This window comes from Microvirga tunisiensis (genome assembly GCF_009296175.1).
GTDB lineage: Bacteria > Pseudomonadota > Alphaproteobacteria > Rhizobiales > Beijerinckiaceae > Microvirga > Microvirga tunisiensis.
This window is the reverse complement of record NZ_VOSK01000169.1, coordinates 1-13,941: the sequence shown is the minus strand read 5'-3', so window position 1 is coordinate 13,941 and position 13,941 is coordinate 1. Positions and strand designations below refer to the sequence as shown.

Genomic DNA, 13,941 nt, shown 5'->3' with positions numbered 1-13,941 from the left:
GGGCCGGGTGCAGGTGGGCTGGAAGATTGACAATCGCGGCGGCGAAGCCGTCCTGGCCATCGATTGGTGCGAGCTGGACGGCCCTACGCTCGCAGCGCAGCCAAGCCTGGGCTTCGGCTCGCGCCTGTTGCGGCAGACCATCACCCGCGAGCTCGCCGGGCAGCTCGACCTGCGCTATGAGCGCGAGGGCGTGTGCTGCACCATCGCCGTCCCGACTGGGTCGGGGAACCAACAGGCGGCCTGAGCGGCGGAATCCCGTTCAGGCCGCCAATCTCCGGATGCGCTCCTCCAGGGCCGTGAGCTGCCGGACGTAGGGCGCGCGCCGCTCCCGGTGGCGCTCCTCCAGCTTGCGGATTACGGTCTGCTTGAGCCACTCCTCGGCGTTGCTGCCCCTGACGATCGCGACCTCACCTTGATGTGCGAGGTCCATGTCGGCAAGTGCTGCCAGCAGTTCTTGCAGCAGGGGTCGGAGATCCGGTGGGTACATCCGCGGAGCGTCCCGTGTGACCGAGCGGGTATTCGGTTCAGGCGTGATGGGCATGGGCTGCCTCCGCTCGTGACCGGCTCTTGCCGTGTTCTCATCCAGCAAGTGGGAGGAGCCCGACGCTGCGCAACTCCCCAAAGGAGGTACGGTCAGGCCTGACGGCTGTGGGCCCTCAGCGGCGCGGGACGGTGCTGCCTCCGAGGGCATGGCATCCCGGATGGCGCCGCGAAGTTGGTCCCGCAGCTCAGGCGTGTCCTCGCGCCCGTGCACCGCCACCGCATGCTGCACAGCCGCGTTCAGGAGTTCGGCCTCGGTATCGGCCATGATGGTGATCGAGCAATTCACCTCGCTCGGGAAGGCACGACAGTCGATGAATTTGCGTCCCATGGCAGCCTCCATGATCGCCGCAACCCCGCCCGTCAGGCCCCCCGATTCTATGGCCGGGGCGGTCGTGCCGCGGCCAAATCGCCGACCGGAGCACGCGGTACGAAGGTGGCGGGCGTGATCCCAGTTTGAGCGCAATGTTCAGGCAGAGTCAGTTTCCCCAAGGACGATATCCGGGGGTGCCCCAATGATCCAGGTCCGCCACCAGCCGGAGTTCCTCGCTCACGCCGACGCCCTTGAATGCTGGGCCAGGGCAAGGGAGCGCGCCGTCCTCGTGCTCGAATGCGAGGCCGAACATGCCCTCCGCTGGGGACTGGTGGATCAGGCCCTGCGCTTGCGATCCGCAGCCTCGCATCTGCGCCAGGCCGCCCTTGAGGAGCGTCGGCGGGCAGCCCAGTTGCTGGAGGCGACCGCGGCCCCAGCTCATTCCGCATGACAGGCATACGGTTCGGTGGTCATCCACCGGAGCAGCCGCCCCACAAGTCGACCGCCAGCACAACCTTCCCGTGTCGAGCAGACCTCGTGGCCTGGTCTGACGCGGCCGTACCCGATCCGCCGGTCCGCTGGGCTTGCCGGACCCATGCAAGCCAGCAACCATGAAATCGCACGTCAGCAGCCTGCGACGAGGAACATCACTCGCGGGTCCTCGTTGGCCAGCTTCAAAAGGATGATGGCCGATGCTGGCAGGATCCCGCGTTCTCGTAGTCGAGGATGAGGCACTCATCGCGATGAGCATCCGCGCGATGCTCACCGAGGCAGACGGGGTGCCGGTCGGACCGGCCTCCAGCGTCCGCGAGGCCCGCCAGCTCATCAGGGACGTCACTGTGCTCGACGCGGCCGTGCTGGACGTAAACCTCGCCGATGGCGCGGTGACGCCCATTCTGGAGGCCCTGAGCGCACGGGGCATCCCGACCTGATCGCGCTGTCCAAGCCCGTGCTGCCGGCCCGCCTCATCGGCGAACTCCGGAAGGCAATCGGTCCCTCGCGCCCGCATCGGGCCCGGGGGTGCCCCATGGAACCGGTCAGCCAGCGCCTTCCTGCCAGGTCCCGGCACGTGGTCGTTCGTTTCAGTCTCAAGCTTGCCGTGTTCCTGATCATCTGCGGCCTCCAGACCGGGTCAGGAGACCCGAACCTGTTCTCCGAGGTGACAAGGCTGGCTGCCGTTCTCTGCGTGGTTCTTGCCCTGCACGCCCGCGAGCGCCCGATGGGCCCAGCGCTCAACTACTGGGATGAGGCCGTTGTCTTCGGCTTGGTTTCCCGCCTCGGCGGCATTCTTGGATTTGGATGACGCAGCCATGGCGCGCTCCTTCGCGTGGGAATCCGACAGGAATTCTTGGCAGCATACGGTCGAAGACACGTTATGCGACTTCATAGGGGAGGTTCTGCGAAATTATGAGGTTGCGCCGCTCAACTCCTCCAGGGAAAAGCGAAGCCTGAACAAGGCCCGTCCGGCGGCATCGGTGACCTCCATGTGCCAGTCGCAACCCTTCCACGATTTTTTACTTTGACCACGAATGATCTCACCGGCGGTCTGGACGGCTTCCTCACGCGCTTCCTCGAGCCCGGGAAGCTCGGTTCCCTCGGTATCGGGATGCGCGGACCCGTTGAAGGTATGGAAGAAATAGCGAGGCATGGAACACTCTTTTGCCGGCAGGCGAGAGCGCACGGATCTCTCAATCGTCGGTGCCTGGATCACTCATCCCAACGACGGTGGATCAACTTCCTGGATCTGGCTTCGTTCGGAGCAACGTCGAGGCTGGCGAACTGAAAGCCCTCGCCATCGGAGGTGAAGCGCGCTCCCTCGCGGGGGTCGAAGCGATAGCAGGCCAGGCTCAACAAGACCGTTTCCGTCTGGTACTACGCCTTGATCCAGCTCGGATCGGCGATAAATACTTCAGGCATTGTCAGCAACCGAGCCTCAGGCGCTGGCGGCTGAGAGACAGGCGCTCCCGCCTGATCACCCAGGAGCCTGTCTTGGATGCCATCCACCCCCAAGCCGCCGCTACAGCGCCTGCCGCTGCGGCTGAAAACCATTGCCGCCGATCAGGACATCGTCAGCGAAGGGGACACCCCCGCCGAATGCTGCCTTCTGGTTGGGGGCTTCGCCTGCCGCTACAATGTCACGGCTGAGGGCAAGCGCCAGATCCAGTCCTTCCACATGAGCGGCGACATCCCCGACCTCCAGACCCTGCACCTGGAGGTTATGGATCATAACCTGGGCACGTTGATCCCGTGCAAGCTGGCCTTCATTCAGCATGACGACCTGCGCGCCCTCATGCGCAACCATCCTCGACTTGGCGATCTGTTCTGGCGCGATACCCTCATCGATGCAGCCGTGTTTCGGCAGTGGGTGGTCAACGTCGGGCGGCGTCAGGCTCCGGCCCGCATGGCGCATCTGCTATGCGAGTTGCTGGTGCGGTTGCGAGCGGTTGAGCTGGTGGAGGATCATGCCTTTACGCTGCCGGTCACCCAAGGGGATCTGGCCGATGCGATGGGCCTCTCCAACGTGCACGTGAACCGGGTGTCGCAGGAACTCCGGGCGAAGGGCCTGATTGCCCTGCACGGCAAAACCCTGAAGGTGCTGGACTGGGAGGGCCTGAAGAGGACAGGCGAGTTCGATCCGACCTACCTCCATTTGGCGAAGAAAGAGGCGCTTTGAACGGCAGGAGGGGTTTCATCGAAACGGGAGATGATCCCGTCGACACTTGGCCTCGGCATTCGATAAGGGTCTTGGCGGAAGTTTACCACTCTCAAGCCACCCATGTTGCCAGGACGCCAATCACCTGAGCCATCCTGTAGGGTTTCGAGATGATGATCCCGCCAGGGACTGGCTGCATTTGCTCCGCATAACCTGTCACGTACAGCACAGGCAGGTCGGGGAAGCGCTCGCGGTAGGCACGCGCTACTGCCCAGCCATTGGCTCCCGGCAGGCGAATGTCGGTCAGCAGGGCATCGACAGCAAGCCCGGTTTGCAGGAGCCTCAGAGCGCCATCGCCGCTGTCCGCTTCGACAACCTCGAACCCAGCATCTTCCAATCCCGCCGCAGCCATCTCGCGGACGAACGGATCATCTTCGACGACCATAACTTTCATCACGTCCGCACCTGCCCGGTTACCCATCGTGGAGAGTTGTAGCTCTCATCGCTTGGGACGCCATTCCATTCCACAAGAGCCTTCCGCGAAATTTCCCTACAGTAGACGTGAGGTGCACCATCTGGGGGCTGACAGGATCCGAGTGCTTTTCCGCATGCGGCGATCCGGAAATCCTAAGCTGGCGCGCCGTGCAATCCGGCGATGCCATCCTCATGGACGAGCCCCATCAACTCGGCCAGGCGGTTCCTCGCCCGATTGACCCGGCTCTTGATCGTCCCGACCTTGGTTCCCAGCGACTCGGCAGCTTCCTCGTACGACAGACCCTCTGCACCGATGAGCAGCAGGGCCTCGCGCTGCTCCTGGGGCAGTTTGGCAAGCGCCACATGCAGATCCTGGACCGTGAGCCTGTCCTCCTGATCGGGTATGGAGATCATCGTCGCCGCGTGGACCCCGTCCGAATCCTCTACCTCGCGTTGCGTCCTGCGGTGAGCGGAGAAGAACAGGTTGCGCAGGATGGTGAAGAGCCAGGCTTGGAGGTTCGTGCCGGCCTCGAACTTCTCCTGCTTACTGATCGCCTTGAGCACTGTCTCCTGCACGAGATCCTCAGCCCGGTTCATGTCATGGGTGAGCGAGATCGCGTAGGCCCGCAGCGAAGGCAGGCTGCCCATGAGTTCGTCGACAAAAGCCTGATCCACCGGTTCGGTGTGGGCCCGGATGACCTGCGCCACGCGGGTGAGAAGCTGGCCCAAGCTCCGGGGCATCTTCTCCGCGTCAGGATCGCCGTAAAGAGCGCGCAGCTCGCGCCCGAGATGGATCTGGATGGCGTCGGTGAGGGAAGGGTCCTCGGCGGGGTGGGAGCGTTCGTTCGGGATGCACTGTCTCATCTCCAGTCAGATGCACCAGGCCGGGCTGGTTTCAACCGTGGAAGAAGGACGCGGGAGCGGAGATCGCCAGTGCCGAAGTCAGTCGCCGGCCCGTGACAAGGGCCACGTGGAGCCCGCCGCGTGACCGTGCAGTTGCTCCCGTTCGTCATGTTACCCGGCTGGGACCGGGTCAAGCGGCGCTGATCGCAACGGATCCCTTCAAGCCCTGGGTCACCTCTAGTCTGGCAATCTCCAGGCACAGGGCCATCGCGTCCCGCAGGCTTGTAGCAACGAGATCCGCCCGGGCCGCTTCCCGCAGGGCCGCAGCCGCCGCGGCGTCCATTCCCTCGCCCCAGCATCCGAGCAGGATTCGCGCCTGCGGCATCTTGCGGCGCAGGCGACACACAGCATAGCGCATGTGGGCCGGGCTTCCCGCATCGAGATAGGATAGGCACACCACGGCGACGCCGGCATCGTCGATCCTCGCAACGGCCTGGATCGACAGCGAGGCTGGGCTTTCCACCCGGGCGCGAAGCCCATGCTTTGTCAGGAGCTGCGCCAGCATCAGGGCGGCCGCCTCATCGACCGAGCTCTGGCCGGCAATGCACAGGATCGGTGTCTCGCCCCGGAAGCGCGGATTGAGATCCTCCGGGGCCAGGGTCAGAAGGTCGGTCCTGCCGCTCTCGCCCTCACTGGCCTCAACGGCGGCGGCCGCCTCTGGGTCATCGGTGCGGCCGGATTTCGGCTCCTGGTCAGGATGGTCGGAGAGATCGTCCACCAATTCCTCGACCGTTGCCCTCATCCGCTCCAAGCGGGCCTCGTCGAGAACGCCACGCTGTGCGTCGGCGCGGGCGAGCCGCAGGCCCGCCAACGCCACTTCGTCGTAGTACACGGAGAGCGAGCGCTCCTTGAGGAACTCCTCCGCGACGTCGGCTGCCTCCGCGGGATCACCGGCCAGCATGCGCTGGTAGAAGATCTCCGGCGGCGAGAGGGCCGGGCGGTCGCCGAGCATGACGTCCAGGAACTCGAGCCGCTCGACATGCCGGCCGAGCACGACGAGGCACACCGTCAGCGGCGTCGCCAGCACCAAGCCGATCGGTCCCCAGAGCCAGGTCCAGAACGTCGCCGCGACAACGACCGCCACGGGAGACAGACCCGTGCTGTGCCCGTACACGAGGGGCTCGACCACGTGGCCGGCGAGCGGCTCCATGACGATGAAGAGGGCCGCGGTCATCAGCAGCATCGACCAGCCCGGATCAACGGCCGCCGCCAGGGCCAGCGGGAAGGCCGCGGAGATGAACGCGCCGATGTAGGGGACAAAGCGCAGGATCGCCGCGAGGATGCCCCACAGCACCGGGCTTGGCACGCCAATGAAGTACAGGCCGATGCCGATCACCACGCCGAAGGCGGCGTTGAGGGCCAGTTGCGTCAGGAACAGCTTGCTCAGACGGCCGGCGGCATCGTCGAGGGCGGCGGTGGTCTTCTGGAGGTCATGCGAACCGGCCAGGCGGATCAGACGGTTCCGCAGGTCCTCCCGTTGCAGCAGGATGAAGATCACGAAGATGATCACGATCCCGGTGGTCGCGGCCGGGTGAATCAGCGGGGTAATGAAGGCGCCGAGGGTTTGCAGGGCGCCGGGGTCGGGCTGGCGTACTTCGACCGGGATGGGCTTCGTCTCGGTGGCTGGCGCGCTGCTCGGCGTGAGCGGATTGGCCGGCGGGGATGTCCCGGCCTGCGGCCTGTCGAGTTCCTTGCCGAGATCCTGCAACACGTCCGCGGCGCGCTCGAGCGCGCTGCTGCCGGCGGCGGACCCGCGCAGGGACTGCACCTTCTCGCGCATGGTGGCCTGATAGCGCGGCAGGTCGCCGGCGAGCTGCGTGACCTGCGTCGCCATGACGGTGGCAAGCGCCGTGATACCGGCAAAGGCGACCAGGACGACGCCAATGACCGCCAGCGCCCGTGGAACGTGGGCCTTCTGCAACAGCCGGATGAGCGGGGCCAGCACGAAGCTCAGAAGAATGGCGAGCGCGACTGGAACGAAGACCTCGCGCCCGACGTACAGGGCCGCGATAATGAGAGCGATCATGCCGACGACGCCAAGACCAGCGGATGCGGGGCCTGGGGTGAGGATGTCCCGCTCGGCGATCTTCGGCTTCAGCTCTGGCATGAATGGGAATTCCCAGGCCGCCGTAGGTCGTGAGCGCCGGCCCGGCCCAGTTCGACAACGCCTGGATGCCGGAATCGCTCCTTTCTGCCGCGGGCAGCGTGCGGGCGGTGCAGTCCGAAACCACGATGTGACAGGGAACCGTTCAGGTTCAGGGCCGTTGCTGTGTTGCGACGCAGCAAATCTCTTCGCTGTTGCGAGATTACCTTCCTAATATCTTCGCCGCCACTTTCCAAAGTTCAGTCAATCCCGAAGTCCGCTCGCCTCGGAGAGCGATTGTTTCGCTCGTCCGTCGCAGTCCGTCACAACCAGATCGGGCAACGGCATCCCACTCAGTATTGCGTCTGGCTTCTATTTTTCATGAGGACGATATGACGACCATCAGACAATTGCTCCAAAACGGTCCGGCCAAGGCCAACGAGCTTTTCGCCAAGCTCGTGGATACCTCGGACGGTGCGATCAAGACGCGCGAGCGGCTGTTCGCGGACCTCAAGGCGGAGCTGGATCTGCTCGCCAAGCTTGAAGAAGAACACCTGTTCCCGGTGCTCAGAAAGCATAAGACGACCAAGGGGCTGGTGTCCGAAGCGCTCGCCGACAACAAGCAAACCAGAATCCTGCTCGACGAGCTTGAGGCTACCCCCAAGGATAGTGAGGAGTTTGCCACCAAGGTGGCCGAGCTGCGCAAGATCCATCAGCAGAGCGTGCGCGACGGGAAGAACGAGCTGCTGCCGGCCGTGCTGGAGGCGCTGAGCGACGAGGAGGCCCAGGCCATCGTCGACCGCATCGAGGCCGAGAAGGCCGAGATCGAGGAAGCCCGGATGGTGGAGGCTGAACAGCGCCGTATCGCGGCAAGGCTCGAGCGTGAGCAGGAAGCAAGGCGTCTTGCTGAACAGGAGGACGAGGCGGAGCGCGAGCAGGAGGCTCGCACGGCCGTCCGCCAGACCGTGGACGCCGTCGCACGGACAGGCGAGGCCGCCGCTGAGAGTGCCACGCAGATGGTCCGGACTACGGCAGAGGTCGCCCAGCGGGTCGCGACGGCGCCCATGAGCACCGGCTCGGTCCTCTGGGATTCGATGTTCAACCTATGGACGGCTCCACTGGGCCGTGCCGTGGCTCGCCCTGCGAACGGCCCATCATCCTCGCAGGCGGAGGAGGTCATTCCGCTCGCCGAGGAGACCCTGGTCGTGGGCAAGCAAACCGTGACCAGCGGCACCACCACCGTGCGTCGCGTTGTCGTGGAAACGCCGGTTCAGCAGCAGGTGTCGCTTTATGATGAGAAGGTCATCGTGGAGCGGCGCAAGCCGGTCACTGATGCCGTGACCGGAGAGACCTTGACCGAGGTCACGATCGAGATGATCGAGACGTCCGAGAGGCCCGTGGTGGGCAAGAGTGTGAAGGTGCGGGAAGAAGTCGTTGTCCGCAGGGAGCGCACTCAACGGATCGAGACCGTGCGGGACACCGTCCGCCGAGACGAGATCGAGGTCACGCACTCCGACGAGAACCATCGTTCCGGCAAGACGCGAGCGGCAATCGCCTCCAGCCACAAGTAAGATCAAGAAAGCAACGCCTCACCTTGCACACAGGTCGCGGTTCTCGATCGCGACCTGTGTGCTCGCAAAACGCAATAGGAATGCCGGTCGCGTCAGGGCCTGCACCGGATCACGGGCAGCAATTCCGAACCTGCCCCCTTGATCGGCGCTGTCGTGGACACCCACGCCCGCCAGATGGATAACTTGGGAAAGATTGTTCGAGATGAAGGTCACCATGAACATCGACTGCACACCGGAGGAAGCACGCGCCTAAGTGCAGCCTATGCAGGAGCACCTGATGAGAGAGATGCAGGAGCGCCTGTCCGCCAACCTGAAAGCGATGGATCCGGATACGATGGTCAGGACCTGGTTGCCGACTGCCGTCAAAGGCTTCGAACAATGGCAGGACATGCTCGCATCCCAGATGAACCCGGCAAGGACGAAATAGGAGCCTTGGCGGCCGTCACGATCCCATCGGGAGCCAGCCTTTGGCGCTGACGCCCATCCTCCAAGGGAGATCATCCATGACAGGCCGCAGATCTCGGGCCTGCGTCATGCCAGTGCGATGTCGAGGTTGATTGGGTTATAGAGGGTATTGGCGACAGGGGACCATCGCACCGCATGATCGAGGAGCGCCTGGAGGACCTCGCGCGGTGTGTCGGCCTCAATCTGCACACTGATGCTGATCGTCTCGAAACCGAGGCCCTTAAAGTCCAGGTCTCCCGTTCCCCACAGAGCCGCGAAGTCGATGTCGCCCTCGAGCTCAATCGCGAGCCGGCGGATCGGAATCGCGCGGGCAGCCGCGTTGGCCTGGATGCTGACCGACAGGCACGAGCCCAAGGCCGCGAGCAACGCTTCCGAAGGACTCGGCATCGTGTCGTCATTCAGCAGGCTCAACGCCTCCACGTCGCTCCCGCCGCCAAACGGTGTCAAGTCGCGAATGTGGTGCTTTTGGCTGAAGCGTCCCGTGGCCTCGGTCCAGCACCGCACCGTCCGGGTCGACGACGGCAAGGCCTTGCCTGTTGCCTCGGACTGTCCCTGATCGGGCGACCCGAGAAACCCGCGAGGCTGTCCGGACGTTGGCGTCCTGCGGTCGGTCACTGGGCAGCCTCCTGGGAGTGGTGGACGTCGAGGGTTAACCCCGTCCTCACCCGTTCCGGGCCAAGCAAGATCGGTTACCGGGTAAGCGAAATTGCATGGGACCTGACGTGCTGGACTGGGATGACCTTCGTTTTTTCCTGGCGATTGCCCGGCATGGCAGCTTGACCGCCGCCTGCCGCGAACTCAGGGTGGCCCAATCGACCGTCGGCCGGCGTCTGGCATCCCTGGAAGCAAGCCTGGGCGTGCGGCTGCTGCATCGTACCCCCGAGGGCTACACCCTGACGCTGGCCGGCCAGGACGTGCTCCGGCAGGCCGAGCGTGTCGAGACCGAAGCCCTCGGGGTGGAGCGATCCGTCGCCGGCCGCGACGTCAAGCTCGCGGGCGCCGTGCGCGTGACCTGCACCGAGACGATCGCGGCGCACATCCTGGCCCCGTGCTTCGCAGCCCTGCAACGGCAGCACCCCGGTATCCTCGTGGAACTGATGCCGGACCCGCGGGTGGTCAGCCTGTCGATGCGAGAGGCCGACATCGCGGTCCGGCTCATACGCTCCGAGCAACATGATCTCGTCGTGCGCCGGATCGGACAGATCGCCTTTGGCCTCTACGCATCTCCGGACTACCTGGAGCAGCATGGCGCACCGGACTTCGAGGCGGGTTGCCCGGGCCATCGCCTGATGACCCTGCTCGATGATGTGGAGATCGATCCGCAGGCACAGTGGCTGTCGGACCTCGCGGCGCGGGCCAGTCTCGGCATGCAGACCAGCAGCCAAGAGGCGCTGCTGTTCGCCGCGCGGAGTGGCGGGGGCCTGGCCTGTCTGGCCCGCTTCCGGGCTGATCCGGACCCTGGCTTGCGCCGCCTCGAGACGCCGCTTCCGCCTCCGGTGACCGAGATCTGGCTCGCCGTGCACAAGGACAGCCGCAGCACACCCAGGGTCAGGGTGGCCCTGTCCGCCATTGCCGATGCGGTGAAGGCCCTCGGGTCCACGCTGAGCCCGCGGGATTGAGGCAGCCCGGAGCCGCCATGCATCTTCGCATAGCGGGTCACCAGATTTGCACCGGATCGCACGACCGGGAATGGCGTTGTGTCCGATGTGCAGGCCGCGCCTACCCTTCGCAATCCCAATGCAGCCAGCCTGCCCCCAACACGGTGATCGTCCATGTCCTTGTGCCCTCAAGGCCGGCCGTCCCCAGTCCTCAAGCGAGATCACGGAGACACCACGATGACCCAACAGAACATGACAGCCCAGCAGACGGTGACGGCCCTCTTCGACGATCGCGCCGACGCCAGGAGAGCGATCGACGAACTTGTCAGCGCGGGCATTTCGCGCACCAGCATCACGTTGATGCCGGAGGACGATAGCGCCTCATCTCCGGTGACGGGCTCATCCTACGACACTGACCGCGACGAGAAGGGCTTTTTTGCCTCTCTTGCCGATTTCTTCCTGCCCGACGAGGATCGCTCCACCTATGCGGAAGCCATGCACCGCGGCAGCACCATGGTGACCGTCACGGTTGATGCAGCTCGGGCCGAACGCGTCGAGGACATTCTCGAGGAATACGGCACCGTCGACCTGGAGGAGCGCGAGAGCGCGTGGCGCGCTGACGGATGGCAGGGCCATACGCCCGACGCTACCGCGATAAATGCCGCGACAACCAGGAAGGCGAGCGGACCCACCGCAAGCCGCGCGACGGATGCTGGTGAGGAAGTGATCCCGGTGGTCGAGGAGCAGCTCCGCGTCGGCAAGCGCGATGTCAGCCGGGGTCACGTCAAGGTGCGCAGCTACGTGGTCGAAACTCCGGTGAGCGAGCAGGTCAGCCTGCGGACCGAGAGCGTCCAGGTCGAGCGTCGCCCTGTTGATCGCGCCGCAGCGGTGGGGGACGATACATTCCGCGAGCGCACGATCGAAGCCGAGGCCACGTCAGAAGAGGCCGTGGTCTCGAAGGAAGCCCGCGTCACCGGCGAAGTTGTGGTCAAGAAAGGCGTCGAACAGCGCACTGAGACCGTGTCGGACACCGTCCGCTCGACCAAGGTCGATGTCGAAGACGATCGGGTCGCGACGGACAAGACCACGTTGAACCGCAAAGACGGAAAGTCGCTGAAGCGCTCGGTCTGAACCTTGCGGGGCGGATCAGATCGGGTCCGCCCCCTTTCACCTGGTATGGAGATGACTGGTGCAGTTTCTTGATGAGGCCGCCCGCGGCATTTACGGACCATCAGCGAGCGGCATCGATCCCTCCTCGCCGATCGCGGTGGCTGTCGCTGCCCTCCTGACGTCACGCGGCGGCAAGGAGTACGGCGAAGGAATCAGCCAGCTCCTCGATCGCTTCACCCATTGCGGGCACGGCGTAATCGCGCAGTCCTGGGTCGACATCGGCGGCAACCAGCCTGTCACGCCGAACCAGCTTGAGGAGGCCCTCGGCCCCGCAAAGATCCACGCCTTGGCGCGCCAGTCCGGCCTCCCAAGCCAGGAGCTGATCACCGCGCTCTCCCGACACCTGCCGGGCATCGTCGATAAGCTAACCCCGCTGGGTCAGGTGCGGACGCACACAAAAACGCATCGACGACTAGAACCATGAGGACACCATGAAAACGATCAGGGACTTGCTCATCGAGGAGATGAGAGACACCTACAGCTCTGAAACCCAGATCCTGGAAGGTCTCGGCGCCATGGCCGAAGCCGCCACCTCCCCGAATCTCACGCAGGCGTTTCAAACCCATCGCCAGGAAACACAGAACCAGGTCGAGCGCCTCGAGCGGGCTTTCGAGCATTTGGGAGCCGATCCTGAAGGGAACACCTGCGAGGCCACGCAAGGCCTGATCGCAGAGGCGGAGGAAGTGATGGACGAGGGGCTTCCGGGCGAATTGCTCGATGTGGCCCTCGTCATGGCCGCGCAGAAGGTCGAGCATTACGAGATTGCCAGCTACGGCTCCCTGAAGACCATCGCGCAGGATTGCGGAGAGAGCGAAGTGGCAGCGCTGCTTGCGCAGACCCTGGAGGAGGAGAAGGCGACAGACGAGAAGCTGACGCAGCTTGCCGAAACCGAGATCAATAAGAGGGCCATTGCTGCCTCTCCATCGGCTTGATCCAACATTATTGAGAATAGGCGCTTCGTCACATGTAATAGGCGTGCCATCCAGCCAAGCGCATCGTGCTGATTTTGCCCTAAACCATGTAAGCGTCATCTCTTCTTGAACGAGCAGAAGGTGTCCAATCATGCGCGAGTCCAACTCCGGGAGTGTCGAGATGAGTGAGACTGACAAACCCGACACGCTAGTGATCCCGATCGTCGAGGAGGAGGCGAAGGTCGCCAAGCGGCAGGTGGTAAGCGACAGGATTATCGTGAAGACTACCGTCAACACTGAAGAGCGCGTCCTCAAGGAAATGCTGTCACAGGAAACGGTCGAGGTCGAACGAATTCCAGTCAACCGCGTCGTCGATGTTGTGCCACAGCTCAGGACCGAGGGCGACGTCACGATCGTTCCCGTGTTCGAGGAGCGCCTCGTCGTCGAGAAGCAGCTCTTCCTGGTGGAGGAAGTCCGGATCCGGCGCACGACTTCGGTCGAGAGCGTCGAAGTACCGGTGACGCTGCGCAAGGAACTTGCCACGGTCGAGCGTCTCGACGGCTCAGGCGAGCCGATCACGGAGTGAGTTGACCCGGTTCTACATCCGGAGCGGCTCCCGCAAGAAGGATCTATCGTCGTTCGAACCAATAGCACGATCTCGAGCTTCTTATCGGATCAGCGGCGTGGGGATCACTGCGTTCAAATCTGTCCCAGACACCGGCGCTGGCCTCATTCCATCATCCACGCACCGGCGGCCCCGCTCGCAATCGAAGCCTGGACAGCCTTTATCGAGGTTGTCGGTGGCCAAGGATTCAGGCTGTTGCCGACTGAGAGGTGCGATGTGCTCCCCGTTCTCGGCTGAGAAGCAGCCCATTTTGACCGATTCGCCGCGCAGCTCGAGCGCACCCTAAAGGTCTTACCCTGCAACACGCTCGCTTGAGTCAGTGGCTCAAGTGCGGGCGTGTTCCAAAAACGGCCTTATCAGAATTCTGCCATCGAATCGGGAATGTCTCTTAGTGGCACACCTGAGACGTTAGCCCGAGGGCAGCAATCCTCACGTAACCGGACGCTCCGAAAGAGCCAGGAACTTCAGTGCGTGACCCAAGGCGGACTGTCCTGTGCGTGTGCATAGGTGTTTGGTGGCGGAACGTTGTTGGGATCGGGTGCGTTACGCCATTGAGGAGTACACTTGGCGCTTTGACGGCCTGCGACGCCGAGCTTCTCACCGCAGGAGGACGTGATGCACTCCCTTCATCCGCA

At 64.1% G+C, this 13,941-nt stretch carries 18 protein-coding genes and 1 pseudogene; 12 read left to right on the top strand and 7 right to left on the bottom strand.

The window, feature by feature from the left end:
• Window positions 1-244: pseudogene (locus tag FS320_RS27370) on the top strand (hypothetical protein); the annotation flags it as partial.
• 15 nt (window positions 245-259) lie between these two features.
• Here FS320_RS27370 and FS320_RS50310 read toward each other — a convergent pair.
• The gene (locus FS320_RS50310) at window positions 260-871 is read right to left on the bottom strand and encodes a DUF1059 domain-containing protein (protein ID WP_338105504.1); all 612 of its coding nucleotides are present in this window, start codon (window positions 869-871) and stop codon (window positions 260-262) included.
• A 184-nt stretch (window positions 872-1,055) separates the two neighbouring features.
• Here FS320_RS50310 and FS320_RS27355 point away from each other — a divergent pair, with 184 nt between their 5' ends.
• The 3 genes from FS320_RS27355 to FS320_RS27345 all read left to right on the top strand — a co-directional run bounded on the left by FS320_RS27355 (window position 1,056) and on the right by FS320_RS27345 (window position 2,156).
• A complete protein-coding gene (locus tag FS320_RS27355; RefSeq protein ID WP_152715281.1) occupies window positions 1,056-1,304 on the top strand; it encodes a hypothetical protein in 249 nt (82 codons plus the stop codon).
• Between the two features lie 241 nt (window positions 1,305-1,545).
• Window positions 1,546-1,785: a response regulator gene (locus FS320_RS27350; protein ID WP_152715278.1), complete on the top strand. Its 240-nt coding sequence runs from the start codon at window positions 1,546-1,548 to the stop codon at window positions 1,783-1,785.
• A 95-nt stretch (window positions 1,786-1,880) separates the two neighbouring features.
• Window positions 1,881-2,156 carry a hypothetical protein gene (locus tag FS320_RS27345; RefSeq protein WP_152715276.1) on the top strand — a complete coding sequence of 92 codons (276 nt, stop codon included), beginning with the start codon at window positions 1,881-1,883 and terminating at the stop codon, window positions 2,154-2,156.
• A 102-nt stretch (window positions 2,157-2,258) separates the two neighbouring features.
• Here FS320_RS27345 and FS320_RS27340 read toward each other — a convergent pair whose 3' ends face one another.
• Entirely contained in the window at window positions 2,259-2,501 is a 243-nt protein-coding gene (locus FS320_RS27340; RefSeq protein ID WP_152715274.1) for a DUF6894 family protein, read from the bottom strand.
• Between the two features lie 345 nt (window positions 2,502-2,846).
• On the opposite strand from FS320_RS27340, the gene FS320_RS27335 reads away from it, so the two are divergent.
• The gene (locus FS320_RS27335) at window positions 2,847-3,527 is read left to right on the top strand and encodes a Crp/Fnr family transcriptional regulator (protein ID WP_152715272.1); all 681 of its coding nucleotides are present in this window, start codon (window positions 2,847-2,849) and stop codon (window positions 3,525-3,527) included.
• Between the two features lie 91 nt (window positions 3,528-3,618).
• Here the strand turns inward: FS320_RS27335 and FS320_RS27330 are convergent, their stop codons facing one another.
• The 3 genes from FS320_RS27330 to FS320_RS27320 form a co-directional block, all read right to left on the bottom strand.
• Window positions 3,619-3,960, bottom strand: a complete 342-nt coding sequence (locus FS320_RS27330) for a response regulator (RefSeq protein ID WP_162003254.1) — start codon at window positions 3,958-3,960, stop codon at window positions 3,619-3,621.
• Between the two features lie 173 nt (window positions 3,961-4,133).
• On the bottom strand, window positions 4,134-4,844 hold the full coding sequence (locus FS320_RS27325) for a sigma-70 family RNA polymerase sigma factor (RefSeq protein WP_152715268.1): 711 nt from the start codon (window positions 4,842-4,844) through the stop codon (window positions 4,134-4,136).
• A gap of 169 nt (window positions 4,845-5,013) precedes the next feature.
• The gene (locus FS320_RS27320; protein ID WP_152715266.1) at window positions 5,014-6,990 is read right to left on the bottom strand and encodes an AI-2E family transporter; all 1,977 of its coding nucleotides are present in this window, start codon (window positions 6,988-6,990) and stop codon (window positions 5,014-5,016) included.
• Between the two features lie 368 nt (window positions 6,991-7,358).
• Between FS320_RS27320 and FS320_RS27315 the strand changes: the two genes are divergently transcribed.
• Complete coding sequence (locus FS320_RS27315; RefSeq protein WP_152715264.1) at window positions 7,359-8,537, top strand: DUF2382 domain-containing protein; 1,179 nt, start codon at window positions 7,359-7,361, stop codon at window positions 8,535-8,537.
• 18 nt (window positions 8,538-8,555) lie between these two features.
• Here the strand turns inward: FS320_RS27315 and FS320_RS27310 are convergent, their stop codons facing one another.
• Window positions 8,556-8,759, bottom strand: coding sequence for a hypothetical protein (locus FS320_RS27310; RefSeq protein ID WP_162562912.1), 204 nt, complete (start codon window positions 8,757-8,759; stop codon window positions 8,556-8,558).
• Between the two features lie 40 nt (window positions 8,760-8,799).
• Between FS320_RS27310 and FS320_RS27305 the strand changes: the two genes are divergently transcribed.
• Window positions 8,800-8,964, top strand: coding sequence for a DUF6489 family protein (locus FS320_RS27305; RefSeq protein WP_274597215.1), 165 nt, complete (start codon window positions 8,800-8,802; stop codon window positions 8,962-8,964).
• A gap of 104 nt (window positions 8,965-9,068) precedes the next feature.
• Here the strand turns inward: FS320_RS27305 and FS320_RS50305 are convergent, their stop codons facing one another.
• Window positions 9,069-9,617 (bottom strand): OsmC family protein, encoded by a 549-nt coding sequence (locus tag FS320_RS50305; protein ID WP_152715260.1) that lies wholly within the window; start codon window positions 9,615-9,617, stop codon window positions 9,069-9,071.
• Window positions 9,618-9,712: 95 nt separating this feature from the next.
• On the opposite strand from FS320_RS50305, the gene FS320_RS27295 reads away from it, so the two are divergent.
• From FS320_RS27295 to FS320_RS27275, 5 genes are all read left to right on the top strand, one after another.
• Window positions 9,713-10,621, top strand: coding sequence for a LysR family transcriptional regulator (locus FS320_RS27295; RefSeq protein WP_162003253.1), 909 nt, complete (start codon window positions 9,713-9,715; stop codon window positions 10,619-10,621).
• A gap of 216 nt (window positions 10,622-10,837) precedes the next feature.
• Window positions 10,838-11,731 (top strand): YsnF/AvaK domain-containing protein, encoded by an 894-nt coding sequence (locus FS320_RS27290; RefSeq protein ID WP_244627419.1) that lies wholly within the window; start codon window positions 10,838-10,840, stop codon window positions 11,729-11,731.
• Between the two features lie 58 nt (window positions 11,732-11,789).
• Window positions 11,790-12,194 (top strand): YidB family protein, encoded by a 405-nt coding sequence (locus tag FS320_RS27285; protein ID WP_338105503.1) that lies wholly within the window; start codon window positions 11,790-11,792, stop codon window positions 12,192-12,194.
• Between the two features lie 7 nt (window positions 12,195-12,201).
• Window positions 12,202-12,702 carry a YciE/YciF ferroxidase family protein gene (locus tag FS320_RS27280; protein ID WP_152715255.1) on the top strand — a complete coding sequence of 167 codons (501 nt, stop codon included), beginning with the start codon at window positions 12,202-12,204 and terminating at the stop codon, window positions 12,700-12,702.
• A gap of 160 nt (window positions 12,703-12,862) precedes the next feature.
• Window positions 12,863-13,267 carry a YsnF/AvaK domain-containing protein gene (locus tag FS320_RS27275; protein WP_244627418.1) on the top strand — a complete coding sequence of 135 codons (405 nt, stop codon included), beginning with the start codon at window positions 12,863-12,865 and terminating at the stop codon, window positions 13,265-13,267.
• Window positions 13,268-13,941 lie beyond the last annotated feature (674 nt).